This window comes from Allobosea sp. P4_C6, assembly GCF_056402015.1.
This window is the reverse complement of the sequence record NZ_JBFUIF010000047.1, coordinates 1-24,636: the sequence shown is the minus strand read 5'-3', so window position 1 is coordinate 24,636 and position 24,636 is coordinate 1. Positions and strand designations below refer to the sequence as shown.

The 24,636-nt window shown below is 63.1% G+C and carries 24 protein-coding genes and 1 pseudogene; 15 read left to right on the top strand and 10 right to left on the bottom strand.

The annotated features are described in order from the left end of the window. Together AC1DVA_RS22775 and AC1DVA_RS22770 are read left to right on the top strand one after the other, a co-directional pair. Positions 1-225 (top strand): IS30 family transposase (locus AC1DVA_RS22775; protein ID WP_476806010.1); only part of this gene is annotated, 225 nt, incomplete at its 5' end. 207 nt (positions 226-432) lie between these two features. Then, a complete protein-coding gene (locus AC1DVA_RS22770; RefSeq protein WP_265054412.1) occupies positions 433-1,593 on the top strand; it encodes an MFS transporter in 1,161 nt (386 codons plus the stop codon). 96 nt (positions 1,594-1,689) lie between these two features. Here the strand turns inward: AC1DVA_RS22770 and mddA are convergent, their stop codons facing one another. The 8 genes from mddA to AC1DVA_RS22730 form a co-directional block, all read right to left on the bottom strand. After that, entirely contained in the window at positions 1,690-2,484 is a 795-nt protein-coding gene (gene mddA, locus AC1DVA_RS22765; RefSeq protein ID WP_265054411.1) for a methanethiol S-methyltransferase, read from the bottom strand. A 773-nt stretch (positions 2,485-3,257) separates the two neighbouring features. Next, the gene (locus AC1DVA_RS22760) at positions 3,258-3,821 is read right to left on the bottom strand and encodes a PRC-barrel domain-containing protein (protein WP_265054410.1); all 564 of its coding nucleotides are present in this window, start codon (positions 3,819-3,821) and stop codon (positions 3,258-3,260) included. A gap of 89 nt (positions 3,822-3,910) precedes the next feature. Beyond that, on the bottom strand, positions 3,911-4,246 hold the full coding sequence (locus AC1DVA_RS22755; protein WP_265054409.1) for a cytochrome C oxidase subunit IV family protein: 336 nt from the start codon (positions 4,244-4,246) through the stop codon (positions 3,911-3,913). 9 nt (positions 4,247-4,255) lie between these two features. Continuing rightward, positions 4,256-4,978, bottom strand: coding sequence for a heme-copper oxidase subunit III family protein (locus AC1DVA_RS22750; RefSeq protein WP_476807368.1), 723 nt, complete (start codon positions 4,976-4,978; stop codon positions 4,256-4,258). A 13-nt stretch (positions 4,979-4,991) separates the two neighbouring features. Then, a complete protein-coding gene (locus tag AC1DVA_RS22745; protein ID WP_265054407.1) occupies positions 4,992-5,708 on the bottom strand; it encodes a cytochrome c oxidase subunit 3 family protein in 717 nt (238 codons plus the stop codon). Positions 5,709-5,719: 11 nt separating this feature from the next. Next, on the bottom strand, positions 5,720-7,480 hold the full coding sequence (gene ctaD / locus AC1DVA_RS22740; RefSeq protein WP_476807367.1) for a cytochrome c oxidase subunit I: 1,761 nt from the start codon (positions 7,478-7,480) through the stop codon (positions 5,720-5,722). A gap of 62 nt (positions 7,481-7,542) precedes the next feature. Next, positions 7,543-8,358 (bottom strand): cytochrome c oxidase subunit II, encoded by an 816-nt coding sequence (locus AC1DVA_RS22735; RefSeq protein WP_265054405.1) that lies wholly within the window; start codon positions 8,356-8,358, stop codon positions 7,543-7,545. 435 nt (positions 8,359-8,793) lie between these two features. Next, positions 8,794-9,183: a c-type cytochrome gene (locus tag AC1DVA_RS22730; RefSeq protein WP_265054886.1), complete on the bottom strand. Its 390-nt coding sequence runs from the start codon at positions 9,181-9,183 to the stop codon at positions 8,794-8,796. Between the two features lie 1,203 nt (positions 9,184-10,386). On the opposite strand from AC1DVA_RS22730, the gene AC1DVA_RS22725 reads away from it, so the two are divergent. The 8 genes from AC1DVA_RS22725 to AC1DVA_RS22690 all read left to right on the top strand — a co-directional run bounded on the left by AC1DVA_RS22725 (position 10,387) and on the right by AC1DVA_RS22690 (position 17,678). Continuing rightward, complete coding sequence (locus tag AC1DVA_RS22725; protein ID WP_320109567.1) at positions 10,387-10,548, top strand: hypothetical protein; 162 nt, start codon at positions 10,387-10,389, stop codon at positions 10,546-10,548. Positions 10,549-10,820: 272 nt separating this feature from the next. Next, on the top strand, positions 10,821-11,342 hold the full coding sequence (locus AC1DVA_RS22720) for an MOSC domain-containing protein (protein WP_476807366.1): 522 nt from the start codon (positions 10,821-10,823) through the stop codon (positions 11,340-11,342). A gap of 476 nt (positions 11,343-11,818) precedes the next feature. Next, positions 11,819-12,862, top strand: coding sequence for an ABC transporter ATP-binding protein (locus AC1DVA_RS22715; protein ID WP_476807365.1), 1,044 nt, complete (start codon positions 11,819-11,821; stop codon positions 12,860-12,862). Positions 12,863-12,914: 52 nt separating this feature from the next. Beyond that, positions 12,915-14,207, top strand: a complete 1,293-nt coding sequence (locus AC1DVA_RS22710; protein WP_265054402.1) for an ABC transporter substrate-binding protein — start codon at positions 12,915-12,917, stop codon at positions 14,205-14,207. Positions 14,208-14,225: 18 nt separating this feature from the next. Beyond that, positions 14,226-15,104, top strand: a complete 879-nt coding sequence (locus tag AC1DVA_RS22705) for a carbohydrate ABC transporter permease (RefSeq protein ID WP_265054401.1) — start codon at positions 14,226-14,228, stop codon at positions 15,102-15,104. After that, entirely contained in the window at positions 15,101-15,967 is an 867-nt protein-coding gene (locus tag AC1DVA_RS22700; RefSeq protein WP_265054400.1) for a carbohydrate ABC transporter permease, read from the top strand. Before AC1DVA_RS22705 ends, AC1DVA_RS22700 begins: the two co-directional genes overlap by 4 nt. 22 nt (positions 15,968-15,989) lie before the next feature. Beyond that, entirely contained in the window at positions 15,990-16,832 is an 843-nt protein-coding gene (locus AC1DVA_RS22695) for an endonuclease/exonuclease/phosphatase family protein (RefSeq protein WP_265054399.1), read from the top strand. A 21-nt stretch (positions 16,833-16,853) separates the two neighbouring features. Next, positions 16,854-17,678 carry an inositol monophosphatase family protein gene (locus AC1DVA_RS22690; protein WP_265054398.1) on the top strand — a complete coding sequence of 275 codons (825 nt, stop codon included), beginning with the start codon at positions 16,854-16,856 and terminating at the stop codon, positions 17,676-17,678. Between the two features lie 123 nt (positions 17,679-17,801). Here AC1DVA_RS22690 and AC1DVA_RS22685 read toward each other — a convergent pair whose 3' ends face one another. Together AC1DVA_RS22685 and AC1DVA_RS22680 are read right to left on the bottom strand one after the other, a co-directional pair. Then, positions 17,802-18,374: a hypothetical protein gene (locus AC1DVA_RS22685; RefSeq protein ID WP_265054397.1), complete on the bottom strand. Its 573-nt coding sequence runs from the start codon at positions 18,372-18,374 to the stop codon at positions 17,802-17,804. A gap of 504 nt (positions 18,375-18,878) precedes the next feature. After that, complete coding sequence (locus tag AC1DVA_RS22680) at positions 18,879-19,778, bottom strand: LysR family transcriptional regulator (RefSeq protein ID WP_476807364.1); 900 nt, start codon at positions 19,776-19,778, stop codon at positions 18,879-18,881. Between the two features lie 71 nt (positions 19,779-19,849). On the opposite strand from AC1DVA_RS22680, the gene AC1DVA_RS22675 reads away from it, so the two are divergent. The 5 genes and pseudogenes from AC1DVA_RS22675 to AC1DVA_RS22655 all read left to right on the top strand — a co-directional run. Further along, the gene (locus AC1DVA_RS22675; RefSeq protein WP_476807369.1) at positions 19,850-21,184 is read left to right on the top strand and encodes an acyclic terpene utilization AtuA family protein; all 1,335 of its coding nucleotides are present in this window, start codon (positions 19,850-19,852) and stop codon (positions 21,182-21,184) included. Between the two features lie 4 nt (positions 21,185-21,188). Then, positions 21,189-21,521, top strand: a complete 333-nt coding sequence (locus AC1DVA_RS22670) for an AtuA-related protein (protein ID WP_476807363.1) — start codon at positions 21,189-21,191, stop codon at positions 21,519-21,521. 32 nt (positions 21,522-21,553) lie between these two features. After that, positions 21,554-23,134, top strand: a complete 1,581-nt coding sequence (locus AC1DVA_RS22665; protein WP_476807362.1) for an ABC transporter substrate-binding protein — start codon at positions 21,554-21,556, stop codon at positions 23,132-23,134. Then, positions 23,131-24,294, top strand: coding sequence for a serine hydrolase domain-containing protein (locus AC1DVA_RS22660; protein ID WP_265054392.1), 1,164 nt, complete (start codon positions 23,131-23,133; stop codon positions 24,292-24,294). The genes AC1DVA_RS22665 and AC1DVA_RS22660 overlap by 4 nt, the downstream gene beginning before the upstream one ends. A gap of 165 nt (positions 24,295-24,459) precedes the next feature. After that, a pseudogene (locus tag AC1DVA_RS22655) lies at positions 24,460-24,636 on the top strand (ABC transporter permease); the annotation flags it as partial.

Below are 24,636 nucleotides of genomic sequence, written 5' to 3'. Positions count from 1 at the left end.
GTCGAGGTCTACTTCTGCGATCCCAGGTCACCCTGGCAACGTGGCTCGAACGAGAACACCAACCGGCTCCTGCGCCAGTATCTTCCCCACGGAACCGACCTGTCCCTGCAAAGCCAGGCCCAGCTCAGCGCCATCGCCCGTCAGCTCAACGAACGGCCCAGAAAGACCTTGCTCTATCAAACCCCAGCCGAGAGGTTCGCCGAGTGTGTTGCGGCGATCAGTTGAGCCCGCCGCCATTTGCAGACGTTCAACCCACTGCGTAAAGCAGACATCGAGCCACCGTCGCGGGAACCGCAGCAGGCTATCGGAGCTTGGCGAGCGTTGACAGGGCATTGAACATCGCCGAGTACGCGCCGCGAGGTAACGGCCTCGATCCCAAAACGGGATTAGCAATGTCCGGGAACGGCCCGGCCCTTACTTTTGGCGTTGGCTATGGCGACTTCCACGACATCAGGTACGGCGGCGCTGTTTCGCTGGTATGTATCGTCCGCGACATTCGCTGTACCTCAGGCGGCGGGACCGGTCGCGTTCGCCCTCGTCGCGCTGGCGCTGACGGGCGACACAAGCGGCGGCGCGGCGATGATCCTCGCCTTCACGCTCGCCCAGGTGTTGGGCGCGATCCCCCTCACGAGGGCGGGTCGGAGCCTCGCCCCAACAACGTATTTGCGAGCGCTCGTTCTGTTCCGGGCTGTCGCGCTCGGGACCGTGGCCTTGATGACGCATTACGCTGCGCCCTTCATCTGGCTGGTCGCATTCTCGGCTCTGGCAGGAGCGGTGACAGGCGCGGCCTTCGGATATCTGCGAGCCGTGCTGAGCGAGCTTGCTCCGGCAGGTAAATTGCCCCGGGCGCTGGGCATTTCTTCGACGCTGAACGAGGTGACGTTCGTTCTCGCACCGGTGCTCGCCTCCGGGCTCGGCACGGTTTCTCCCGCGTTTGCCGTCGTCGCTTTGTCCTGCTTGGGCGCCATTCCCGCTTTGCTCGTTCCAACCGCCCCATCGGCGCCGACCGAAGACGTGCACGCGCCGGACGCCTCCGTCCTTACGCCGTCGATCCTGCTCTGGCTGATGTGCGCTGCGGCGGGCGGCTCGACAGTGGCAGCTCTGGAGATCGGCGCGGTCGGGCTTGCCCTGCAATTTGGCTATGCCCCGGCTCTTGCAATCCTGTTCACCGTCCCGCTTTGCGTCGCGTCGGTGGCCGGCGGCATCTGGGTCAGCGTCAGAAATCGCATCGCGAGCCGGCGTGCCGTCCTGATCCAGCTGACGGTCATGACGGTTGGCGCCATCGTCGTCGCACTTCAGCTATCAATGGCGGTGACCGTGGCGGGGGCTATCCTGGTCGGTGCAGTGCTCGCGCCGTTGGGAACCTACTACTCGCTGATCCTCGACACGCTTGCTCCGCCAAAAAAGCGGCCCGAGGTCTTCGCGCTGCTCCGCACCGCCAACGCGACCGGTGTCATCATCGCCAGCGCGGTCATGACCGCAGTCTCGCTGTCGACGGCGTTGATCGTCGTGAGCTGCCTGATGGCTTCTGTCGTCATCGTCGTCGGCCTCGCTTCAAGGCCACCGATGTCGGTTACGCCCCCGGCCGCTTAGCCAAGGCCAGTCCGACCCAAGGCAACCATCCTTCATCACCAAGCCAGCATGAGGGCGGCTGAGCCGACGACCAGCCAGCTGCGCGAGCATCTACAGTCAGCGCGGCCATTCTTGCCCCGCATCATGTGCGGGTGCTGATGGAACACTGCTGCGCCGTACGGCGCCTCTTCGCGAAAACGGCAGAAGCATGGAGACACGCTCGCGGTAACGCCGGTAGTCGTCGCCGAAGAGCGCAATCAGATCACGCTCCTCCAGCATGATGCCGATCAGGATGTAGGCGGTCGTGACTGCCGCGAAGAGGAGATGACCCTGGCTCATGACGGGCGTCGCCCAAAAGGCAATGATGAATCCGAGGTAGATCGGATGCCGAACAAGCTTGTAGAGGCCCGGCGTGCGGAACTCGGCAGCGGGCATGCCGCGCCCGGAGAACCGCATGAACACCTGCTTCAGCCCGAACAACTCGAAATGGCTGATCATGAAGGTCGAAAGCAGTACGAGCAGCCAGCCGAACAAGGACAGCGCGGTGAGAGCGGCCGACAGCCTCGTATCCGTCACGCTCCAAACGAGTTGCGGCAAAGGCCGCCACTGCCACATCAAGAGCGCAAGGGCAGCCGTCGCGAGCAGGACATAGGTTGGCCGCTCAAGCGCTGGATCGATCCAACCGCCCCACCGGCGCTTGAACCAAGGGCGAGCCATTACGCTATGCTGGATCGCGAAAAGCGACAGCAATGCGAGGTTAATGACGACAGCCTGCACGATCGGCGTAGCCGGTCCGTCATCGATCCCCTTCGGCACGAAAAGTGCGCCGACGAAGCCGACCGCATAGACAAAGGTTGCGAAGAAGAAAGCGTATGACAGAAGGCCATAGAGCAGGATGGTGGCCTTGCGCATGGCGGGGTCCCCCGGTCGGTTGCGATGAATGGCGTTGTTGGCCTGCGTCGCGGCAAGGTGTGGTCGAAGTCTTGGATACGCCACAATTGCCGATCGAACTCGGAGCTGCGTCATCTGCAATGTTTAGTCTTCAGGTTTGCGCCAGCGCGTGCGCTTCCGAAGTCAATCTTGCGGCGAAAATTGATCCCGAAACGATGTATTCTCTTTGTCCATCAGGCTTAAAGCGTATGACGCTGCCATCTTCTCTTAGAAGATAAGCCGATAGCCCAATGCTCCGCATTTGTTGAATGGTATTGCGATGGAATAGCGCAAGTTTGTGATCGAAAGTGGGGGGCATGTGGCACGCTCCGGGGTTCAATCCAGCGCTATGGATACGCACCTCGGGGGAATTGAATGTGATGTGGGTCACACATCCAGCGGTGACGCCGTATGAGCTGTTCGGCGCGCTGAAAGACCGGCCGCAACCGAAAAGGAACGTTCTTGGCGGAACAGCTCAGTATCAGCCGGGCGCCAGCGGACTCTGGGTCCTCGCCTGAAAGCGGGCCTTCACAGCAAACCTGAATCGGAGGCCTCAATCGGCGGAAGACCGACGATTTCGGTTCCCCCAGCGATTGAAACGCTCCAGTATCCCGACATAGTAGCGAGCTTCGGTTGAGAAAAGAGACCCTAGACGCGCCGTGTCTGTCAATGAGACAGAAGCGTATCCTCGCCTCTACTTCAGACCGTATTCGCAACAATTACCCGTTGGCGATAAGTCGTCGGAAAATGGCGTGTCATTGGGGAAGGTCGTTCCAATAGTCCCTCATTTCCTGCTGACGTTTTTGGTCTGGTGAAACTCTTCCGTCCCCATAGAGGGTCGCGGCGCCTCGGACCTGGGCCTCGGTGATGTCGGTGCGATAGCCCTCGAGCTCCTTGTCGTAGACGAGCTTTTCCCATGGGATCGTAACGTGGTGGCTGCCAATGCCGAGAAATCCTCCAAACGTCACATCGACGAAGAATACGCGACCACTGACCTTCTCAATCAACAAGCGCTTGATGGTGCCGATCTGATCGTACTTGCGGTCGAATACGGCGGTCCCTGCGACGCGATCACTTTCGATGAACAGGTGCGCTGCCGCTGGCCGCTCGACCGGCCCCCAGAGATAGAAGCCATTCTCGATGATGCCGGCCGCAACRACCGCCCTGCTGACTTTCGGGGTCCATTCCGCGTCGGGTCGGATCTCCCGCACGAGGGTCCACGGCCCAAGATCCGGAGGCAAGCTGGCGCCGGTGGGCTCCTCGGTGAAGCCGCGTAGGTCACGGGAGTTCACCGCTTGGAACAAGCAGTAGGTTCTCATGAGCGCCTCCCTCTACTGAAACACAGCCTGGTGGGCTGGTGCGCCATCCGGCTGCGGCATCCATGGTGACCGAGCCTCCAGACCGCCCGTCATGAACCGGCCACGAAGAACGCCAGCCGGGTGAAGAGCGTGTAGTTCGATTCGAAGACCATGATTCCGACGAAGACCAACAAAACCAGCGGCGGGACGAGGATCGCATAGCTCAGCGCCAGTCGCTCCCAGGCCATGTGCATGAAGACGGCGACGATCAGCCCGGCCTTGAGCGCCATGAAGATCAGGATCAGCGACCATCTGAGATAGCCGACGAGACCGAAGTAATCGACCAGGTAAGAGCAGGCGCTGAGGATGAAAAGCCAGGCCCAGACCACGAGATAAAGCCTGATCGGATGCTGTTGTGCGTCGGTATGAGCTGCGGCCTGTGCCATGTCGACCACTCACCAGAGATAGAACAGCGCGAAGATGAACACCCAGACGAGATCGACGAAGTGCCAATAGAGCCCGGTGATCTCGACGATCTCGTAGCGTCCCTTCCGGCTGGTGAAGAACCCGCACCGCTCCTGGTCGAAATCGCCGCGCCAGACCTTACGGGCGATGATGATCAGGAAGATCACGCCGATCGTGACATGGGTGCCGTGGAAGCCGGTGATCATGAAGAAGCTGGAGCCGAACTGCTCCGCGCCCCAGGGATTACCCCAGGGGCGGACGCCTTCCGAGATCAGCTTCGACCATTCGAAGGCCTGCATGCCGACGAAGGTCGCGCCGAGCACGGCGGTCACCAGCATCAGGATCGCCGTCTTCCTACGGTCGCGGCGATAGCCGAAATTGACCGCCATCGCCATCGTGCCGCTACTACTGATCAGGACGAAGGTCATGATCGCGATCAGGATCAGCGGAAGGTGGTGGCCGGCGATCTCAAGAGCGAAGACCTCGCTCGGATTGGGCCAGGGCACGGTCGTCGACATCCTCACTGTCATGTAGGAGATGAGGAACGTGCCGAAGATGAAGGTGTCGCTGAGCAGGAAGATCCACATCATGGCCTTCCCCCATGAGACGTTCTTGAAGGCCCGCTGATCGGACGACCAGTCCGCCACGATGCCCTGCCAGCCGGGGGCGCGACCGACCTTGGCATTCAGGGTGGTGGGCGCGACCTCATTCATCGGCCTCTCCTCGCTAACTCAGCAATCCGCGGCAGATCTCGATGAGATCGTCCGTCCAGCGCATCAGCAGGCTGAACAGGACGAGCCAGACCAGCAGCAGGAAATGCCAGTAGATGGCACAGAGCTCGACGCTGAGGGTCAGCTCGCCCATCGTCTTCGGGGCGATGTCCTTCGGTGCGGCGAACACTCCGGCGGAAGTCCGGCAAAGCGCCACGAGCCCGCCCAGCATATGCGCGCCATGAATCGCCGTGACCAGGTAGAAGAAGGCGCTGGCGGGGTTGGCCGCCGTGAAATAGCCGGAGGCGGCAAGCTCGCGCCACGCCAGCACCTGAGCGGCAAGGAAGGCGAGCGAGCACACGCCCGCGGCAACGAGGCTGGAGCGAAGATGGCCGAGCTCGTCGCAGCGCGCGGCGATCACCGCCATGTAAAGCGCGACGCTCGCGAGGATCAGAAGTCCGGTGCTGAACCAGAGCACGGTCGGCATCGGCAGCGCGCGCCAATCCGCCATGCCCATGCGCATCGAGTAGGCGCTCACGAGCAGCGCAAAAAGCGAGCTGGCGACGACGAGGAAGGCGCCGAGGCCGAGCTTCGCCGTCGCCGGCGAAGACGGCTCCGCGGCATCGCCGATAACTCCGACCTCGAGCCAGGGCTTGGAAGCCAGGCGTTGACGCGAGAGCCACCAGCCAGCGAAGGCTGCCACGATGACCATGAAGACGAGGACCACGCCCATCGCGCCTCTCCTCACGCGGTCAGCGGGGTCGGCGGCTGGTTCTGCGGCAGGAAATCCTGCGCGGCGCCAGGCACGCTGTAATCATAGGCCCAGCGGTAGACCACCGGCAGGGTCTTGCCCCAATTGCCGTGCGGCGGCGGCGTCGTCGGCGTCTGCCATTCCAGCGTGGTCGCGCGCCAGGGATTGCCGCCGGCCGGCCGGCCGTGCCTGACGCTCCAGACGAGGTTGAACAGGAAGACGAGCTGGGCGGCGCCGACGATCAGGGCGACGATCGTGATGAAGGCGTTCAGCGTCCCCACCGAAGGCGGGATGAAGGCCATCTCGCCGATCTCGTGATAGCGGCGCGGCACGCCCATCAGCCCGATATAGTGCATCGGGAAGAAAATCAGGTAGGCCCCGAGGAAGGTGATCCAGAAATGCAGCTTCCCGAGCGCGTCATCGAGCATCCGCCCGGTGACCTTCGGATACCAATGGTAGATCGCGCCGAAGATCACGAGGATCGGCGCGACGCCCATCACCATGTGGAAATGGGCGACGACGAACATCGTATCGGAGAGCGGCACGTCGACGACGACATTGCCGAGAAACAGGCCGGTGAGCCCGCCATTGACGAAGGTGACGATGAAGCCGAGGGCGAACAGCATCGGCACTGTGAAATGGATGTCGCCGCGCCAGAGCGTCAGCACCCAGTTATAGACCTTGATCGCGGTCGGGATCGCAATGATCAGTGTCGTGGTGGCGAAGAAGAACCCGAAGGCGGGGTGCATCCCGCTGACGTACATGTGGTGCGCCCAGACGACGAAGCTGAGCGCGCCGATTGCCACTAGCGCCCACACCATCATGCGGTAGCCGAAGATGTTCTTGCGCGCATGGGTGCTGATCAGATCGGAGACGATGCCGAAGGCCGGCAGCGCGACGATGTAGACCTCCGGATGCCCGAAGAACCAGAACAGGTGCTGGAACAGGATCGGGCTGCCGCCCTTATAAGCCAGCCGCTCGCCCATCGCGACGATGGCCGGCATGAAGAAGCTCGTGCCGATCAGCCGGTCGAGCAGCATCATCACGGCGCCGACGAAGAGTGCGGGAAAGGCGAGCAGCGCCATGACGGTCGCCGTGAAGATGCCCCAGATCGTCAGTGGCATGCGCATCAGCGTCATGCCCCGGGCGCGCCCTTGCAGGATGGTCACGACATAGTTCAGCCCGCCCATCGTGAAACCGATGATGAAGAGGATGAGCGAGACGAGCAACACGACGATGCCCCATTGCTGGCCGGGCGTGTTGGCCAGGATCGCTTGCGGCGGATAGAGGGTCCATCCCGCGCCAGTCGGGCCGCCCGGCACGAAGAAGCCGGTGACGAGAACCAGCACGGCGAGCAGGTAGATCCAGAAGCTCAGCATGTTCAAATAGGGGAACACCATGTCCCGCGCGCCGAGCATCAGCGGAATGAGATAGTTGCCGAAGCCGCCGAGGAACAGGGCGGTCAGCAAGTAGATCACCATGATCATCCCATGCATGGTGATGAACTGGTAGTAGCGATCCGGGTCGATGAAAGAGAATGTCCCCGGGAAGCCGAGCTGCAGCCGTATCAGCCAGGACAGGACCAGGGCGACAAGGCCGATCGACAGTGCCACCATGGAATATTGGATGGCGATGATCTTCGCATCCTGCGAGAAGACGTACTTCGTCATCCAGCTATGCGGGTGATAGAGTTCGACATCGTCGACTTCGGCCGCCGGTAGCGGTTCAGGGGCGCCGTGCATTACGTCGACCATCGGACCATCTCCACTCCTCGCGGGGGCGAAGTCCCGTTCCGGGGTTCGCCCCGCATCTAACCCTAGTTCTTCGCCTCCGCCCTGGCGGGCGCCTGAAGCTGGGCGAAGGTTTTCTGCTGCTGCAGCCAAGTCTGGTACTTGCCCTCCAGCTCGACCACGACATTGCCGCGCATGAAGGTGTGGCCGGTGCCGCAGAGCTCGGCGCAAAGCACGTCGAAAGTGCCGGCCAGCGTCGGCGTGAACCAGTAATAGGTGACGCTGCCTGGGATCATGTCCATCTTGGCGCGGAACTCCGGCACGTAGAAATCGTGCACGACATCCACCGCGCGCAGCAGCATCTTCACCGGCTTGCCGAGCTGGAGATGGAGGTTGTCACCCTGGATGACGACGTCGTCCTGCCCGTGCGGGTCTTTCGGATCGACGCCCAGCGGGTTCTCCGGGGTGATATGGGCGACATCGGAGGCGCCGAGTTTGCCATCGGCGCCCGGCAGCCGGTAGGCCCATTGCCACTGCTGGCCGATGACCTCGACCATGGTGGCGTCCTTCGGAACCGTGACGAACTGGTGCCAGACGATGAGGCCGGGCGCGAGCATGGCGGCGACGCCGACGCCGGTGCCGATCGCGAGCCACCATTCGAGCCTCTTGTTCTCGGGCTCATAGGCGGCGCGGCTGCCCTCGCGGTGGCGAAAGCGGAAGGTGCAATAGGCCATGAACAGCACGACAGCCGCAAAGACGGCGCCGGTAATCCAGAACGTGATGATGATGGTATCGTCGATATAGCCCCAGTTGGAGGCGATCGGCGTCCACCACCACGGACTCAGGAAGTGGAACACCACTGAGCCGATCACGACCAGAGCTAGGACGACCGCGATACCCATCCCTTTTCATCCTTGCCGAGGGCGGCAACGAACAGGAATCAGGCAATGCCGCAGCATGAGTAACGCGCCGCGGCGCTACGTAAACGCGCTCACTTTCGACATGAGAACGGTGTTGCGGCCCGAGGTGAATCGGGCCGTCAGCTTAAAACGGACGAGGACAACAACATTAGGGAAGGCACATGACTGCCGTGGGGCGCGGGCTCGAGCGAACGCACCGTCGGGCTGCAAGTTTTGCTTCCTGTTCGCCATCGCCGAACCTATGGTTCGCTTGGACGACCACGCGTCGCATCTGACGCATAAGCTCTCAGCCAGGCCGCAGGACACTCAAGCCTCCAGCCCATAGTCGCCTCATGTTGTCGTCCTGCTCGCGGGAGTTGTCAATCGATCCGATATCGCAGCCCGGAGTCGTCACGGCTGCTTCAAGCGCCGATAAGGCTATTTTTTCTTTCCGTCAGCGTCAAATTGCTTGAGGAAGGCAACGATGTCGTCGATTTCCTGATCGGTTTTTAGGCCCGGGAACACCATCTTGGTGCTTGGGATCTTTACCTGCGGCGCCTTGATGTAATCCCGGAACGTGGGCTCGTCCCACACGATGCCGGAGCTCTTATTGGCGGCCGAATAACTGTAGCCCTCGATCGATCCCGCCGGCCGACCGAGGAGGCCGTTCAATCTCGGCCCGACGGCGTTCTTCGCCGTTTCCCCGATCTGGTGGCAGGCACGGCATTTTTGAAAGACCTTCTCACCCGCGGCGGGCTCGCCGGCCGCCTTGGCTGGATGGGACAGGGCCGCAAGCATCAACGAGGCCATCAAGGTCGAGCGCAGCATCGAAGGTTCTCCCTCGAATTCGGAAGCGACCTTTCCGCCGGGCGGGCGGTCAAGCCGCACAACCTTTCGCAATATGTCTACATCATTGCCGGCCTGCCTCCAATCCAAGATGCCCGACAGCAGACGCTCCCAGAGTCCGAAATGGGGCCAATTTCGTTCGCCGCCCCAACGGGCGGCGAACGTGCGCAACACGTCCGTAGCCTCGCTCGGTCAGCCGGCTGCTATCAGGAAGGAACACCGTAGCCATTGTCCACATCAGAGGGTGGCGCCATAGGCTACAAAGTATTTCCGAGTTTATGTAGGCAATTAGGGCGAGCTTTTGAAGCGCGAGATCATGCCTCTGGAACGCCAGGGCCGCCGTCGCTGCGATGCTGGGGTCTTCGCGCCGTCGGCCCTAGCTTCGTCGGCACTCAGACGGTACAGCGGCGCGATCAATCCGCTATCCCTTTTCGTTGCGACAAAACTCGATCGGAAAGCGCTCGCACCTCAGGCAAATGTGGGCGGCGCACCGGGCACTTCAACATATGCTGTTGGGAGCCATGACCGGTCGTCGACGTTCGGTTAGGTGCTATCCCTGCAACTCGCCGATGCCTTCTTGTCAGAATCAATTCACCACTCGGCGCGAGGCTGAGTGGTGAAGAGCAACTCTCCTAAACAAGGCCCCTGCAACTCCACCACCGCCTTCGGCTTGACGCCCCGCTTTCGGCCTTCTCGAAGTCGACCGACTCCTCCGACGGGATCACTCACTGCGAACCGGTCAGGCTGAAGGCGTTCCTCCGCTAACCCGGAACGCGATTGGGTTGCGCTCCTCGCGGAGCGATCCGGTAAGGGCCGCGATTTTGTCGAATGGCATCTGCAGGAAGACATGACGCCTCCGGAAGCGCTCATTCGGGCGGCGGCCGAATTGCTCGATGAACAATCGGCGGGGCCGGTTGAGCTCACATGATGTCGGAGCAGTCCAATGACAGGACGAGTATCGTGCGGCCCTCGCGCGCGGCGGCGCTAAGCGACGGACTTGAGGGGTCCGAAGGGGCCAGGAGTTCAGTCGTCTCACGTCAGAGATCCGCGACTGGGCTGACGCCCACAAGGGCGATACTTCTAGGCAAGATCGACAAGGATTGATAGATCGCGCCTCCTGGGCGCGGCTTCCAGCGGGATGCTGAGATCACCGCAGGCCTGATCGCGCTGCCCGGAGCGAGCTTCGTGACACAAGGCACGAGGCCCGCCACCAACGCCGCTCTGCTCGCGGCCGGGCTCAATGCCAGACTCGGTGAGCGGGTCACCCTTGGCGTCCGCCTCGACAGCGAGCTCTCCGCCAACACCAGACGCCTCGGCGGAAGCGCTCAGATCAGGATCAGCTTCTGAAGTTGGAAGCCGGTATTCACCTATGTTGCGTTCGCTTAGTCTGCTGAGCCCTGCAGTTGGCTGAGTTCCGCCTTCCGGCGGCCTTGGAACGTCGGCAACTGGCGCCCGCCTGTCTTGAGCTGAGCAGCTTGTGCTAAGAATGAATTGGTGGTCAGCGATCTCGAACAGCGACAAGGATTGTCCCTTGAGAAAGCGAAGTGGCACCATTCGGAAGCGTCGTCGGCTCCTCGCCAGAAACGCGAGGCAGATACTCGCTTGCTCGGCGTGACGTTATGGCTCTCAATCCCTCGTCTGCCCTTTCCCAACTCTTGAACGCCCCGGTGAAACCGGGGCAGGTTATTTGGATTGGCCTCCGGCCGCGCCGCCGAGAGCCAATGCTTCCTGTACAAAGCGCGGATCTTGATCTGGTGCAGGGTATCATTGGTGATCGCTACGTCCGGGCCGCAGGCGCGCGGCAAGTGACCTTGGTTCAGGCCGAACACCTCGCCGCGATCGCGAGCCACATCGGGCGCCCGCAAATTTTTCCCGAGGATTTGCGGCGCAACGTCGTAACCTGCGGCATCAATCTGCTCGCACTCAAGGAGAAGCGATTCAAGATCGGTTCCACTGTCTTGGAAACGACCGGAGAGTGTCATCCGTGCTGTCGCATGGAAGAAATCTTGGGGGTAGGCGGATACAATGCAGTGCGGGGACTCGGCGGCATCACAGCCCGCATTGTCGTAAGCGGAACCATCGGCGTCGGCGATGACGTAGCCCCGCTTCCAACCGCCGTCGCGGCCCATTTCCGCCGGTAGCTTACGAGTGCACACCAGATCACACCTATCCGAAAGTGAGCACGTGGCTGCGGAAATGTATGTGCCACGTCGCTGCTAGGGTTCGAGAAAGGCTGCCAGTCTTCGGGCGTGCCGACGCACATGAGCTTGAGCTTCACCCCCGGGCACGACACGCCGCTGGTTGACTTGTCAGGACTGAGCGACGCGTCGGTTCGTGAAGGTCAGGAGGCAAGTTACCCTTTGATCAGCGATCGAAATGCGCAACGAAGCGCGCATCGGCCGGCGGCACACCAGCGGCGGCGGGTGGGGCTTTGCTCGCTACGAGGGTTAAAGTTCTGACGTAAAACCCCAGTCCGGGAGCTCCGCCGTGCTACTTTCCGAGCATAGGCATGCCCTTGTGCATTGGCGCGTTTTGGCCTCATGCTCCTGGTCAAGAGGGAACAGCAGATCATGTGCCGGCTCCAAGATGGCATTTGGTGCGGCAAACCGGATAGCGCATGGTTTCTGTTGAGCTGAAAGCCGTTTCGAAAACCTGGGGCGGCGCTGCCGCGGTCGACGAGGTCAGCTTCGCCGTGGAGGGCGGCAAGCTCGTCGCGCTGCTGGGGCCGTCCGGCTGTGGAAAGTCGACGACGCTACGCCTGATCGCCGGGCTAGAGGACACCAGCAGCGGCGCGATCATGATCGGCGGGCGCGATGTCACCTACGCCCAGCCATCGAAGCGCGGCATCGCGATGGTGTTCCAGAACTACGCGCTGTTTCCGCATCTGTCGGTCGCGGAGAACATCGCCTTCGGATTGCAGGTGCGGAAGGTCCCGCGCGCCGAGCGCGATGCGCGGCTGGCGCGGGCCGCCGATATTCTCGGGCTGGGTGGTCTGCTCGACCGCAAGCCTTCACAACTGTCGGGTGGGCAGCAGCAACGCGTCGCGCTCGGGCGCGCGATAGTCGCCGAGGCTCCCGTCTGCCTGATGGACGAGCCGCTTTCGAATCTGGATGCGCAGCTTCGGGTCGAGATGCGCCGCGAGATTCGCGAGCTCCAACAGCGGCTGGGGATCACCATGGTCTATGTCACGCATGACCAGGTCGAGGCGATGACCATGGCCGACCAGGTCGTGCTGATGCGCAACGGCCGCATCGAACAGGATGCGCCGCCCGACGAGATCTACGAGAATCCGGCGAGCATCTTCGTCGCGCGCTTCGTGGGAACGCCGCCGATGAATGTCGTGCCGCTGTCGGCCATTGTGGCGGCCGGTAGTGTGGGGCAGTTGACGCCGCCGCCGGGCCTCGACCCGGCCAAGCTTGCCGTCGGCATCCGCCCCGAGATGACCGAACTCGGCGACAGCGGCATCGCGGCCGATGTGGTCGCGGTGGAATATCTCGGTGCCGATACGCTGGTTGAAACCCGCATCGGCGGGCATGGCTTCATCGTCCGGCGCCCCGGCAAGGTGCGGACGAAGCCGGGCGAAAAGGTCTGCATCACATTGTCACAATCGGGACTGCACTGGTTCGACCAGGCGTCCGAGCGCAAAGTGGTTCGGGGTTAGGACCTGCTTACAAGGGTCGGGCGCGAGCCATCTCACAGGGGAGGACTACAAAATGGACAGGCGTGAAGTGTTGGGCGGCGCTGCCGCGCTCGCGGGATCTCTGGCCCTGCCGGGCCTTGCCCTCGCGCAGCAGGCAACGGAGATCTCCTTTTTCTACCCGGTCGCGGTCGGCGGGCCGATCACCAAGCTGATCGATGCCTATGCCGCCGGCTTCGAGAAGGAAAATCCCTCGATCAAGGTCAAGCCGATCTATGCCGGCACCTATCAGGAGACCATCGTCAAGGCGCTGACCGCGCATAAGAGCGGCACCCCGCCGGTGCTCTCGGTGCTGCTCTCGACCGACATGTTCACGCTAATCGACGAAGAGGCCGTCGTGCCCTTCGACAGCTTCATCAAGAGCGACGACGACAAGAAGTGGCTCGGCTCATTCTTCCCCGGTTTCATGGAAAACAGCCAGTCCGGCGGCAAGACCTGGGGCATTCCGTTCCAGCGCTCGACGGTGGTGCTGTACTGGAACAAGGAGCTGTTCAAGGAGGCCGGGCTCGACCCCGACAAGCCCCCGAAGAACTGGGCCGAGCAGGTCGAATTCGCGCAGAAGCTGACCAAGCGCGACGCTGCCGGCAATGTCACGCAATGGGGCATCCAGATCCCGTCCTCAGGCTTCCCCTACTGGCTGTTCCAGGGCCTCTCGACGCAGGCCGGCGCGATCCTCGCCAATGCCGCCGGCGACAAGACCGACTTCGCCAATCCGGGTGTCGTCGAGGCGCTGCAATACTGGGTCGACCTCGCGCAGAAGTACAAGGTGCACCCGACCGGCATCGTCGAATGGGGCACCACGCCGAAGGACTTCTTCGAGAAGAAGGTCGCGATGATGTGGACCACCACCGGCAACCTGACCAATGTGCGCGCCAACGCCAAGTTTCCCTTCGGCGTCGGGCTGCTGCCGGCCGGCAAACGCTTCGGCAGTCCGACGGGCGGCGGCAATTTCTACCTGTCCAAGAAGGCCACGCCCGCCGAGCAGGAAGCCGCCGTCAAGTTCGTGCGCTGGATCACGACGCCGGAGCGCGCGGCCCAATGGAGCATCGAAACCGGCTATGTGGCGGTGACACCCGCCTCCTACGAGACGGAGGCGATGAAGAAATACGTCGCCGATTTCCCGCAGGCGCTGGTGGCGCGCGACCAACTGCCCAATGCCGTGGCCGAGCTCTCGACCCATGAGAACCAGCGCGTCACCAAGGCGCTGAACGATGGGTTGCAGGCGGTGCTGACCGGCACCAAGGCGCCGCAGAAGGCGATGGAGGACGCGCAGGCCGAGGCCGAGCGCATCCTGAAGCCGTATCGCTGAGGTCAAGACCTTTTGGCGATGAACAACCGCGCGACCGCCACGGTCCACGGCTGGCTGCTTTTGCTGCCTGCCATGGCCTGCCTTGTGCTCTTCACGCATTGGCCGGCGGTCGCGAGCCTGATCGAGAGCTTCCATTCGACAGCCAAGGCGCGCCGCCCGGCGCGCTTCGTCGGCCTCGACAACTACGAGCAGATGCTCGCCGACCCGATCTTCTGGAAGGCGATGTCGAACAATCTCTGGTTCGCGCTCGGCACGATTCCGGCCTCGATCGCGCTCGCACTGCTGATGGCGGTCTGGGTCAACGACAAGATCGTCGGGCGGACCTGGGTGCGAATGGCTTTCTTCACGCCGACGATCCTGCCGATGATCGCGGTGGCCAATATCTGGCTGTTCTTCTTCACCCCGCAATACGGGCTGCTGGAACAGATCGTCGGATTCTTCGGCGGGCGCAACACCAACTGGCTGGGTTCCCAGGACACGGCGCTTTCCGCCATCACCATAGTGGCGATCTGGAAGGAAGCCGGCTTCTTCATGATCTTCTACCTCGCGGCGCTCCAGGCCCTGCCGCCGAGCCTGGGCGAGGCGGCCGCGATTGAGGGTGCCTCGCGCTGGACTTACTTTCGGCGGATCCAGTTCCCGCTGCTGATGCCGACGACGCTGTTCGTGCTGATCAACGCCGTGATCAACGCCTTCCGCATGGTCGACCATATCTTCGTCATGACGCGCGGCGGGCCCGACAACGCGACCACGCTTTTGCTGTTCTACATCTATCAGGTCGGCTTCAGCTTCTGGGATACGGCCTATGCGGCGACGCTGACCTGTGTGCTGCTGGCGCTGCTCGCGCTCGTCGCCTTCGTCCAATACGGCATCCTCGAGCGCAGGACGCATTATCGATGAGCGCTCCCGTCGCGCAGCCGGCCGCGCATGCGGCGCGCACCGACCCCTACGCTCCGAAGGGTCTCTCGCTGACGCTGGAATCGACCGGGGCGATCCTGCTCGCGCTGCTCTGGGTCCTGCCGCTGGCCTATGCAGTCTGGGCCGCCTTCCACCCGGCCGAATATACGACGCGCTTCGTTCTCACCGCGCCGCTGACGCTGGACAATTTCGCCCGCGCCTGGGCGGCGGCGCCCTTCGCCCGCTATTTCCTCAACACCTTCATCCTGGTGACGATGATCCTCGCCTTCCAGCTTGTGCTGGGGACGCTCGCGGCTTATGCGCTAGCGCGGCAGGATTTCTGGGGGCGCGACGTTGCCTTCGCGCTGATCCTGGCCCAGCTGATGATCATGCCGGATGCGCTGATCGTCGAGAACTACCGCACGCTCGCCAAAGTCAACCTGATCGACACCATTCCCGCGATCGCGCTGCCCTACATCGCCTCGGCCTTCGGCATCTTTCTGCTCAGGCAGACGTTCAAGACCGTACCCAAGGAGCTCGACGATGCCGCTCGCGTCGAGGGCGCGAGCCCGCTGCAGGTGCTGATCAAGGTCTATGTTCCGCTCGCGAAGCCGACCTATATCGCCTATGGGCTGGTCTCGGTCAGCTACCACTGGAACAACTTCCTCTGGCCGCTGCTGGTCACGAATTCGGTCGAATCACGGCCGCTGACCGTCGGCCTGCAAGTGTTCTCGTCAAGCGATCAGGGCATCGACTGGGCGGTGATCTGCGCTGCGACCCTGATGACCTCGGCGCCTCTGCTCGTCGGCTTCCTGCTGTTCCAGCGTCAGTTCGTGCAGAGCTTTATGCGCGCAGGGATCAAATAAGGCATCGGGCGAAGCTGATCAGATGAAGTTGATCACCTGGAACATCCAATGGGCGCGGGGGACGGACGATGTCGTCGATCCGCGCCGGATCATCGAACACGCCCGCGCGATGGCGGATTTCGACGTGCTCTGCCTACAGGAGGTCGCGGCCAATTTCCCCGATCTCGATGGCAACGATACGACGGACCAGTTCGCGCTGTTTTCGCAACTCCTGCCGGGCTTCACTGCGATCGAGGGCATCGGGGTTGATGTCGATGACGGCAAGGGCGGGCGCAAGCGCTTCGGCAACCTGATCCTGAGTCGCTACCCCGTCGCGCAGGCACTGCGCCACCTCCTGCCCTGGGAGGCGGCGGCGACGAGCAACATGCCGCGCGTGCTGGTCGAGGCGGTCGTCGTGGCGCCGTTCGGGTCGGTGCGGGTGATGACGACGCATCTCGAATATTCCTCGCCTGCGCTGCGCGCGGCACAGGTCGAGGGCATCCGCGAGGCTCATCGCATGGCGGCAGCCCGTGCACGCACGCCGCGAGCGCCTGGGCAGCACACCTATGCGCCGACGCCGAACACGGCGAGCGCGATCCTGACCGGCGATCTCAACATGCGGCCCGACGATCCGTCACTGGCGCGGCTGATGGCCCCCTTCGATAGCGAAACGCCAACGCTTGCCGATCTCTGGCCGGCGCTGATGGGGGAGGCCCCGCCGCCGCCTACCGCCTTCATCGTCGACCAGACCTTTGGTCCGCCGGGCTGCCTCGACTATGTGCTGGCGACGCCCGATCTGGCCGCCCGAGCCCGCAGCATCGTCTGCGACGTCGAGACGCGCGCCTCGGATCATCAGCCGATCCTGGTCGCGTTCGATGCCGGCTGAGCGCGGGCAGGCGGTACTGTGATGATCTTCACGCGGCAGGACCACGACAGGCTCGACAGCATTCTCATTGAGGCCGCGCGCCGCGAGGTCATGCCGCGCTTCCGCAAGCTGGCGCAGGGGGATGTCCGCGCAAAGTCCGCGCCAGGCGATCTCGTGACGGAAGCCGACGAAGCGGCGGAGCGCTTCATCTATGCCGAGCTCGAGCGGGCGTTTCCCGGCGCGCTGCTGGTCGGCGAGGAGGCGGCGACGCGTGATCCGGCGGTGCTGAGCCAATTGGCGGATGCTGAGCTCGCCTTCGTGATCGATCCGATCGACGGCACGCTGAACTATGCCTCCGACTTGCCGCTTTTCGCCGTCATGGCAGCCGCCACCGTCAAGGGCGAAACCGTGGCGGCTGTGATCCACGACCCCATCCTCGCCGACAGCGCGCTCGCCCTGCGGGGGGAAGGTGCCTGGCTGCGCGGATGTGGTGGCGAAGCTCGCGACCTGCGCGTCGGCAAGGCGGCAACGCCAGCGGCGATGAGCGGCATGGTCAGCTGGCAGTATTTTCCCGAACTGCTCCGCAACGCGCTTCCCGGGCGATTCCCGGCCTTCGCGAATGTTTCGTCGCTGCGTTGCTGCGGGCAGGAATACCGGCTCGCGGCCGGAGGGCGTTGCGATTTCCTGCTCTACGGTGTCCTGAATCCCTGGGATCACGCGCCGGGCGCACTGCTTTTCAGCGAGGCCGGTGGGCATGCCCGGATGCTTGACGGCAGCGTCTATCGCGCGGGACGGCCATCCACCGGCTTGCTCTGCGCGCCCGATGCAGAGAGCTGGCGCCAGATCAGGGCCATCCTGGCCGCCTGACCGGCACGCAGGGCTGCGATGCTGCCGCAGACATACGGGATTTCGAAAGATCGACCGTGAGCCCAAGCTTCGCGAGAAAGTTGGTGGGAGAGGGACTTTGATAATCGGCTTAAGCTGCTGTGATTAAATCTTAAATTTGACTGATTGTCCGACGAGGCTATCACAACGGCAAACATCGATCCTTGCGTCGAGACAAGCAATCCATTCCTGAATTTGCGGATTCTTGTCTTGCCTGCTGCGTCGGCGCGGGCGCTTGGCAATCGCCGCACTGGTCGCATTCTTCGCAATCGATGCCCATGGTTGAGCAGAGCCGTTAGGCCGACCCGTTCCCAGAGAAGGCTCAGCGTGAACTCGCTTCTGATGGGCGACGACGTGCTCGACCGCAGGCCGTATCGCCGACTTGCCGGCATTGGCGCGCGCGACATGCTGCGGCATCGGCCGTCCGGGCGGTTGCGGCGATGGACTCGGCTGACCAGCATCTTCGCCGCAGAGCTTTTCTTCCCCTGTGATCGGTAGGCGCTGTCGGCCCAGACCTCGCAGGCGGTGTTCTGCGTCGCCACCAGGCGCGAAGCATCGCGTCGGCAGGCGCGATAGCATCCGCCCATCGGCATGCGCTGCCGAGGTCACCGCGCTCTCCCGGATGAAGCCGAAACGACGGTGGATCGTGATATGGGTTTTATAGCCGAAGGCTGGCAAGGCGATCTGCGCAAGGGCGTGCCGTCGGGCCGTACCAGATTCTTGCCGCCGATCTTGAGCGTCCAGCGCGCATCGACGTCCTTCTGCGCCGCCTTGCTGGGTTGATCGGGCCAGATCTCCTGGGCAGTCTTGCCAGGCTTGATCGCCTCCTTCTCCGCTCCGTGTTCCGCTGCTTGGGTGCGGGCACGAGGAAGGCATCGACGATCTGACCCGACATCGGGATGTAGCCCTTCTTCTGCAGTTGCCAGTCGGAGGCCTTCATCGCCCGCCGCAGCGTGCCGGTTCAGCCAGTCTGTTGCGGAAGTGCCGGATCGTGTTCTCGTCGGGCGTCGGAGCGCCAAGATCGAGTGCAGGCAACGCATCCAGGACAGGCGGTCCCCGCGTCGCTCAGATTATGCTGCGCCTGAAGGATCAGCGCCTTGAACATCGAGATCGGAAGGTCCGCTTTCGGGCAGCGAACTAGGTTCCGCTATTGGCGCTAGGTAGTAGTTGGTCACGGTACTCTCACGAAGTCGATACAACGATCGTCTCGCGCAAGTGGCTGACGAACATCGCAGGAAGTCTCGGCAGCGGACGCCCGCTCTTCTTAACGAGGCTGATAGGCCTGACGAAGCCTGCTGCTTCTATCGGGCGCGAGGATAGGGTCGGGAAGGCTTCGATCTCCTTTGCGGATGAGGGCAGGAAGGTGATGCCCAGGCCCGCGTGCACCATGCCGGCAGCAGTCATCATGTAGGTCGCTTCTCCAGCCGCTGTCGGGATCAGACCGGCTGCGTGGAAGCCCGCCTCGACCACCGCCCGGACGCTGGTATCGGGATGCATCATGATCAGCGGATAACGAAGCAATAGGTCGGGCGTTATCGTTTGCGCCTCAGCAAGCGGGTGGGCGAGCGGGAAGACGACATGCATGCTGTCCTCGAGAGCCAGCAGCACGTCGACGTCAGCCATGTTCGTCGGACCGCCGGTTATTCCAAGGTCGACTTCCTCTGCGTCCACCAAGGACAGGATGCGGCGTGCGATGACATCCCTTATGCGGAAATCGGCCCCGGGATGAGCGGYGCGAAAGGATTTGATGGCTTTTGGCAAAAGGCCAGCGGCAGCGGTCGGCAGCGCGGCGATCTTCACGAGCCCCTGGTAGTCGGTGCCCTGGCTTCGTACGTCGCCGACGATGCCGTCCAGCTCTTGGACCAATCGTCCCAGGACAGGCAGCAAGTCCCGCCCCGCCTGGGTCAGGGTGACGGAACGCGAAGTTCGGTCAAAGAGCCGGACCGTCAGCGTCTCTTCGAGTTTCCGGATCTGCACCGTCAATGTTGGCTGGGCGACATGCAGCAACGCCGCGGCGCGCGTGAAACTGCTCAGCCGTGCGACGGCCACGAACGCTTTGATCTGACGCAGGCTGAGATCCATAGTAAAAAGCTATTTGAGCAATTGAATTATTTCAATTGATTAATCGCTGTGCTGCCCGCAGCCTGCGCGACATGAGAACGATCAGAATTGGTGCAGGGGCAGGTTTCGCGGGGGATCGCATCGAGCCCGCCCTCGAGCTCGCCCGGCATGGGCGCCTGGACTACCTCGTGTTCGAATGCCTCGCCGAGAGGACAATCGCTCTGGCCCAACAGGCGCGGCTCGCCGATGCGTCCAAGGGTTACGATCCTCTGMTCGAGCGACGCATGCTGGCCGTGCTTCGGCCGTGCCAGGAGGCGGGTACGCGGATCGTGACCAATATGGGGGCCGCCAATCCGCTGGCGGCCGCGGAGCTCGTCCGCGATGTGGCCCGGCGGCAGGGATTGTCCGGCCTCAAGGTTGCGGCGGTCACCGGCGACGACATCCTCGAAACGATCCGTCGCAGGGATACCGCACTCCTGGAGGGCGGCGCGCTGTCCGACCTTGGTGATCGCGTGATCTCGGCCAACGCTTATATCGGCGGGCACCCGATTGCCGAGGCTCTGGCCGCGGGGGCGGATGTCGTGGTGACGGGCCGCGCAGCCGATCCCGCCCTGTTCCTAGGCCCTTTGATCCATGCATTCGGCTGGGCGGCGGACGATTGGGAGAAGCTCGGCAAGGGGGTTCTCGCCGGCCATCTGCTCGAATGCGCGGGACAGATCACCGGCGGCTATTTCGCCGACCCCGGAGTCAAGGATGTCCCCAATCTGGCACGTCTGGGATTTCCGATCGGGGAGGTCGGTGAGAGCGGCGACCTTATTGTGACGAAGCTCGACACGGCGGGTGGAGCAGTGACAACCGCCACGGTGAAGGAGCAACTGCTCTACGAGATCGAGGACCCGGCGCGCTATCTCCAGCCTGACGTCGTCGCGGATTTCTCGCATGTGCGCGTACGCTGCGCGGGGCGGGACCGCGTGGCCGTCGAAGGCGGAAGCGGAGAGCCCAGCCCCGGCTCTCTCAAGGTCTCCATCGGCTATCGGGATGGTTTTGTCGGCGAGGGGCAGATTTCCTACGCAGGCAGCGGTGCGGTCGAACGTGCTCGCCTGGCGCTCGATATCGTACGCGAACGCCTGGCGCTCTGCGGTACCCCCATGACGGAAGCGCGCTTCGATCTGATCGGTGTCGACGCATTGCACGGCGCCGAGCTCTCGCGCCGGAGCGAACCTTACGAGGTCCGCATCCGTGTCGCCGCGCGCACCGAAGCCGCGGATGATGCGAAGGCGATCGGAGACGAGGTCGAGGCGCTCTACACAAACGGCCCGGCCGGAGGTGGCGGGTGCTGGAAGTCGGTCAGACCCATCGTAGCGATCGCATCGGCGCTGGTGCCCAAAACCATGGTGTCGACCCAGCTCAGCTTCTTCGAGGCCTGACGTCATGAAGCTTCGCCAGATTGCGCATTCCCGGACCGGCGACAAGGGCAACGTCGCAACCATCTCCGTCATCGCCTTCGACGAACGCGACTACCCCTTCATCGCCGAGCACGTTACGGCCGCGCTCGTAGCCGAACGTTTCCGCGGGATCGCGACCGGTCCTGTCACGCGCTACGAACTACCCACCCTATGCGCCCTGAACTTCGTCATGCGCGGCGCCTTGGGCGGCGGCGTCACGCGCTCTCTGGCGCTCGACGCCCATGGCAAGGGCCTCAGTTCCGCATTGCTCGATCTCGATCTGCCGGAACCGCGTCGCTTGGCGGATGACGGGCGCTGAAAAAACGAAAACAAACGCAAACAGGGAACGAAATGGCCACAAGACGCGCATTCCTCGCCGGCATGACAACAGCTTTGTGCATGCCGTCCATCGCGCGAGCCCAGGGCGCTTCGGTCCTGAAATTCGCGCCGCAATCCGACGTGGCGATCCTCGACCCGATCATGAGCGTGTCCTACGTCACGCGAAACCACGCGATGTTGATCTTCGACACACTGTACGGAGCCGACGAGCACAATCGCGCCCAGCCGCAGATGATCGAGGGCCACCTTGTGGAGCAGGACGGGCGGCAGTGGACGCTCACTCTGCGGGAAGGCTTGCGTTTCCACGACGGTTCGCCGGTCCTCGCCCGCGATGTCGTCGCTAGCGTGAAGAGATGGTGGAAGCGCGACAATGTCGGCCAGGTTCTGGCGGCGCTCACAGACGAACTTTCGGCCGTCTCGGACCGGGCCGTGCGTTTTCGGTTGAAAGCTCCTTTCCCGATGCTGCCGGACGCTTTGGGAAAATTCGGGACCAACAATGCCGTCATCATGCCGGAGCGGCTGGCCCTGACGGAGGCGACCGTCCAGGTGACGGAGATGACCGGCAGCGGTCCCTATCGTTTCGTCGCCGGAGAGAGGGTGCCGGGCAGCCGTCTCGTCTATGAGAAATTTGCGGACTACGTACCGCGCCAAAGCGGGCAGACGAGCGCGCTGGCCGGCCCCAAGGTCGCCCATTTCGACAGGGTCGAGTGGGTGGTCATGCCGGATGTCGCCACTGCGGCCTCGGCCCTGCAGACGGGAGAGATCGACTGGTGGGAACAGCCTGCCTCCGATTACTGGGACCTGCTGTCGGCCAAGGGCAACGTCAAGCTCGACCTGATCGACACCTTCGGTTCGGCCGGCGTCATCCGCTTCAATTTCCTGCAGGGGCCGACGAGCAATGCGCGCATCCGGCAGGCCGCGCTGGCGGCCATCAGCCAGAAGGACGTCATGACCGCCGTCATCGGCGAGGACTCCAAGCACTGGCGGGACAAGGTCGGGTATTTCCAGCCCCACACGCCGATGGCCAGTCCCGTTAGTCCTGCTGCGCAGAAGGAACCGCCGGATCGGGAGCTCGTGCAGCGCCTGTTGAAGGAGGGCGGCTACAAAGGCGAGCCTCTGGTCTTCCTGGTGCCGGGTGACGTTGCGTCGATCAAGGCCCAGGGCGAGGTTGTGACGGACGCGCTGAAGCAGGCCGGCTTCAACATCGACATGCAGTTGATGGATTGGGGCACGGTGCTGGCCCGCGCCAATAACCGGCAGGCCCCCGACAAGGGCGGCTGGCATATGGTGGGCACCTTCACGGCCGGCGTCGGCCTGCTCAACCCGTCGAGCAACAACTTCCTGCGCGGGAGCGGCACTTCCGCGATCTTCGGATGGTCCGATATCCCGCGCCTGGAGGAGCTGCGCATGGACTGGTTCCGGGCCGCGGACGAAAAGGCCCAGGCTGCGATCTGCGCCGAAATCCAGCGGGTGGCCTATGAGGCGGTGCCCTACGCGCCGACCGGCCTTTACTACCAGCAGACGGCTTACCGCAGCAATCTGACGGGCGTGCAGAAGGGCCTGCCGCTGTTCTACGGGGTGCGCCGGACATGAGCCAAAGCAAGGCAGAGCCGCGTCGCTACGTCCCGAGAGGCGAGGATTTCCTCCTGCTTTCGCCAACGTGGCAGGCCTACGCCTATCGCAACGTCGACAGCATGTTCGCGACGCGCTCCATCGCGCGCGGACCTCATGCGTTCCCGCTCGTCCGGGCAGCCGAGATCGCGCCCGAATACGAGGTGGGCGAAGAACGATATGGGGTCGATGACTACATCCATCGTGCCAACGTCGCCGGCCTTCTCGTCTTGCAGGGCGACAAAATCCGGCTCGAACGCTACGGGCTGGGCCTGGAGGAGCATCTGCGCTGGTCGTCCATGTCGATGATCAAGTCGCTGACATCGACGCTGGTCGGCGTGGCACTGCGGGACGGCGCCATTGCGAGCCTGGAAGATGCGGTCTCGCATTACCTCCCGGCGCTCCGCGGCAGCGCTTATGACACCGTCAGCGTGCGCGATCTGATCACCATGTCGTCCGGTATGGACTGGAATGAGGACTATACGGACCGAAACTCCCATGTGAACCGCTACAGCAAGTCGCTCGGCGACAAGGTTCCCGGAGGCGTTCTGGAACTGATGAGGAGCGTGCACAGCCTGCACACGCCGGGCACGCAGTTCCTATATAACACCGGCGACACCTACGTTCTCGGAGCTCTACTCTCGTCGGCGACGGGCCAGACCCTGGCCGACTATATGTCGAGCAAGATCTGGGCGCGGTTTGGCATGGAGTTCGATGCGTTCTACACGCTCGAATCCGAAGGTGGCCAGGAGATAGGCGGCAGCCGGGCAGGCATGGCGCTGCGGGATTTTGGTCGGTTCGGCCTGTTCTTGCTTCGCGACAGCGTGATCGGCAGTCAGAGTATACTGCCGGAAAACTGGCTCGACGACGCGGGATCGCGCATCTTTGCCGTCGATCCGTCGACGAACAGCTGCGGCGCCGACGGTTATGGCTACAGCTGGTGGATCGACCCTGACGGTTCCATGGTCGCAGCAGGTTTCGCCGGGCAGACGCTGTATGTGAACCGCAAGGCCGACATCGTCATCGTGACCCTGTCATGCCAGCCTCAGCCTCCGTTCGCGGCCAGCTACGACATCGATATCAAGGCCGAGCGTTTTGCCTTCAAGGATGCGGTGCTCGGCAGCCTCCGGTCGGCCGGCTGACGCGGCGGCCGAAGCCGACTTGGCCCTCATTTCCGTGCGGCAGCAAAGACCTGAAGCGCCGTGGTGCAAGCGAAGGCGCCTGTGACCGATTTCTTTTGCTGGACCTTCGGACCCTGGCGCCTGCCAAGCCGGTCGCCTGGACCGGTTGTGGCTTAATGGTGGAACATGCTCGCTTTTGTTGTCAGGCGCATTTTCACGACCATCCCTGTGATGGCCTTCGTGGCGCTGTTCGTCTTTTCGCTGCTCTATATCGCGCCGGGCGACCCGGCGGCCATCATCGCCGGTGACCAGGCCTCGCCCGCCGATGTCGAGCGCATCCGCGCCAGCCTTCCGCGCCAGCCT

What these genes read in the sequence shown, in the direction of transcription:
- AC1DVA_RS22770 (WP_265054412.1), top strand. Translation starts at nt 433, where the DNA reads ATGGCGACTTCCACGACATCAGGTACGGCGGCGCTGTTTCGCTGGTAT.
- mddA (WP_265054411.1), bottom strand. Translation starts at nt 2,484, where the DNA reads ATGCGCAAGGCCACCATCCTGCTCTATGGCCTTCTGTCATACGCTTTC.
- AC1DVA_RS22755 (WP_265054409.1), bottom strand. Translation starts at nt 4,246, where the DNA reads ATGGCACAGGCCGCAGCTCATACCGACGCACAACAGCATCCGATCAGG.
- AC1DVA_RS22750 (WP_476807368.1), bottom strand. Translation starts at nt 4,978, where the DNA reads ATGAATGAGGTCGCGCCCACCACCCTGAATGCCAAGGTCGGTCGCGCC.
- AC1DVA_RS22745 (WP_265054407.1), bottom strand. Translation starts at nt 5,708, where the DNA reads ATGGGCGTGGTCCTCGTCTTCATGGTCATCGTGGCAGCCTTCGCTGGC.
- ctaD (WP_476807367.1), bottom strand. Translation starts at nt 7,480, where the DNA reads ATGGTCGACGTAATGCACGGCGCCCCTGAACCGCTACCGGCGGCCGAA.
- AC1DVA_RS22735 (WP_265054405.1), bottom strand. Translation starts at nt 8,358, where the DNA reads ATGGGTATCGCGGTCGTCCTAGCTCTGGTCGTGATCGGCTCAGTGGTG.
- AC1DVA_RS22730 (WP_265054886.1), bottom strand. Translation starts at nt 9,183, where the DNA reads ATGCTGCGCTCGACCTTGATGGCCTCGTTGATGCTTGCGGCCCTGTCC.
- AC1DVA_RS22720 (WP_476807366.1), top strand. Translation starts at nt 10,821, where the DNA reads ATGGCTCTCAATCCCTCGTCTGCCCTTTCCCAACTCTTGAACGCCCCG.
- AC1DVA_RS22715 (WP_476807365.1), top strand. Translation starts at nt 11,819, where the DNA reads ATGGTTTCTGTTGAGCTGAAAGCCGTTTCGAAAACCTGGGGCGGCGCT.
- AC1DVA_RS22710 (WP_265054402.1), top strand. Translation starts at nt 12,915, where the DNA reads ATGGACAGGCGTGAAGTGTTGGGCGGCGCTGCCGCGCTCGCGGGATCT.
- AC1DVA_RS22705 (WP_265054401.1), top strand. Translation starts at nt 14,226, where the DNA reads ATGAACAACCGCGCGACCGCCACGGTCCACGGCTGGCTGCTTTTGCTG.
- AC1DVA_RS22700 (WP_265054400.1), top strand. Translation starts at nt 15,101, where the DNA reads ATGAGCGCTCCCGTCGCGCAGCCGGCCGCGCATGCGGCGCGCACCGAC.
- AC1DVA_RS22695 (WP_265054399.1), top strand. Translation starts at nt 15,990, where the DNA reads ATGAAGTTGATCACCTGGAACATCCAATGGGCGCGGGGGACGGACGAT.
- AC1DVA_RS22690 (WP_265054398.1), top strand. Translation starts at nt 16,854, where the DNA reads ATGATCTTCACGCGGCAGGACCACGACAGGCTCGACAGCATTCTCATT.
- AC1DVA_RS22670 (WP_476807363.1), top strand. Translation starts at nt 21,189, where the DNA reads ATGAAGCTTCGCCAGATTGCGCATTCCCGGACCGGCGACAAGGGCAAC.
- AC1DVA_RS22665 (WP_476807362.1), top strand. Translation starts at nt 21,554, where the DNA reads ATGGCCACAAGACGCGCATTCCTCGCCGGCATGACAACAGCTTTGTGC.
- AC1DVA_RS22660 (WP_265054392.1), top strand. Translation starts at nt 23,131, where the DNA reads ATGAGCCAAAGCAAGGCAGAGCCGCGTCGCTACGTCCCGAGAGGCGAG.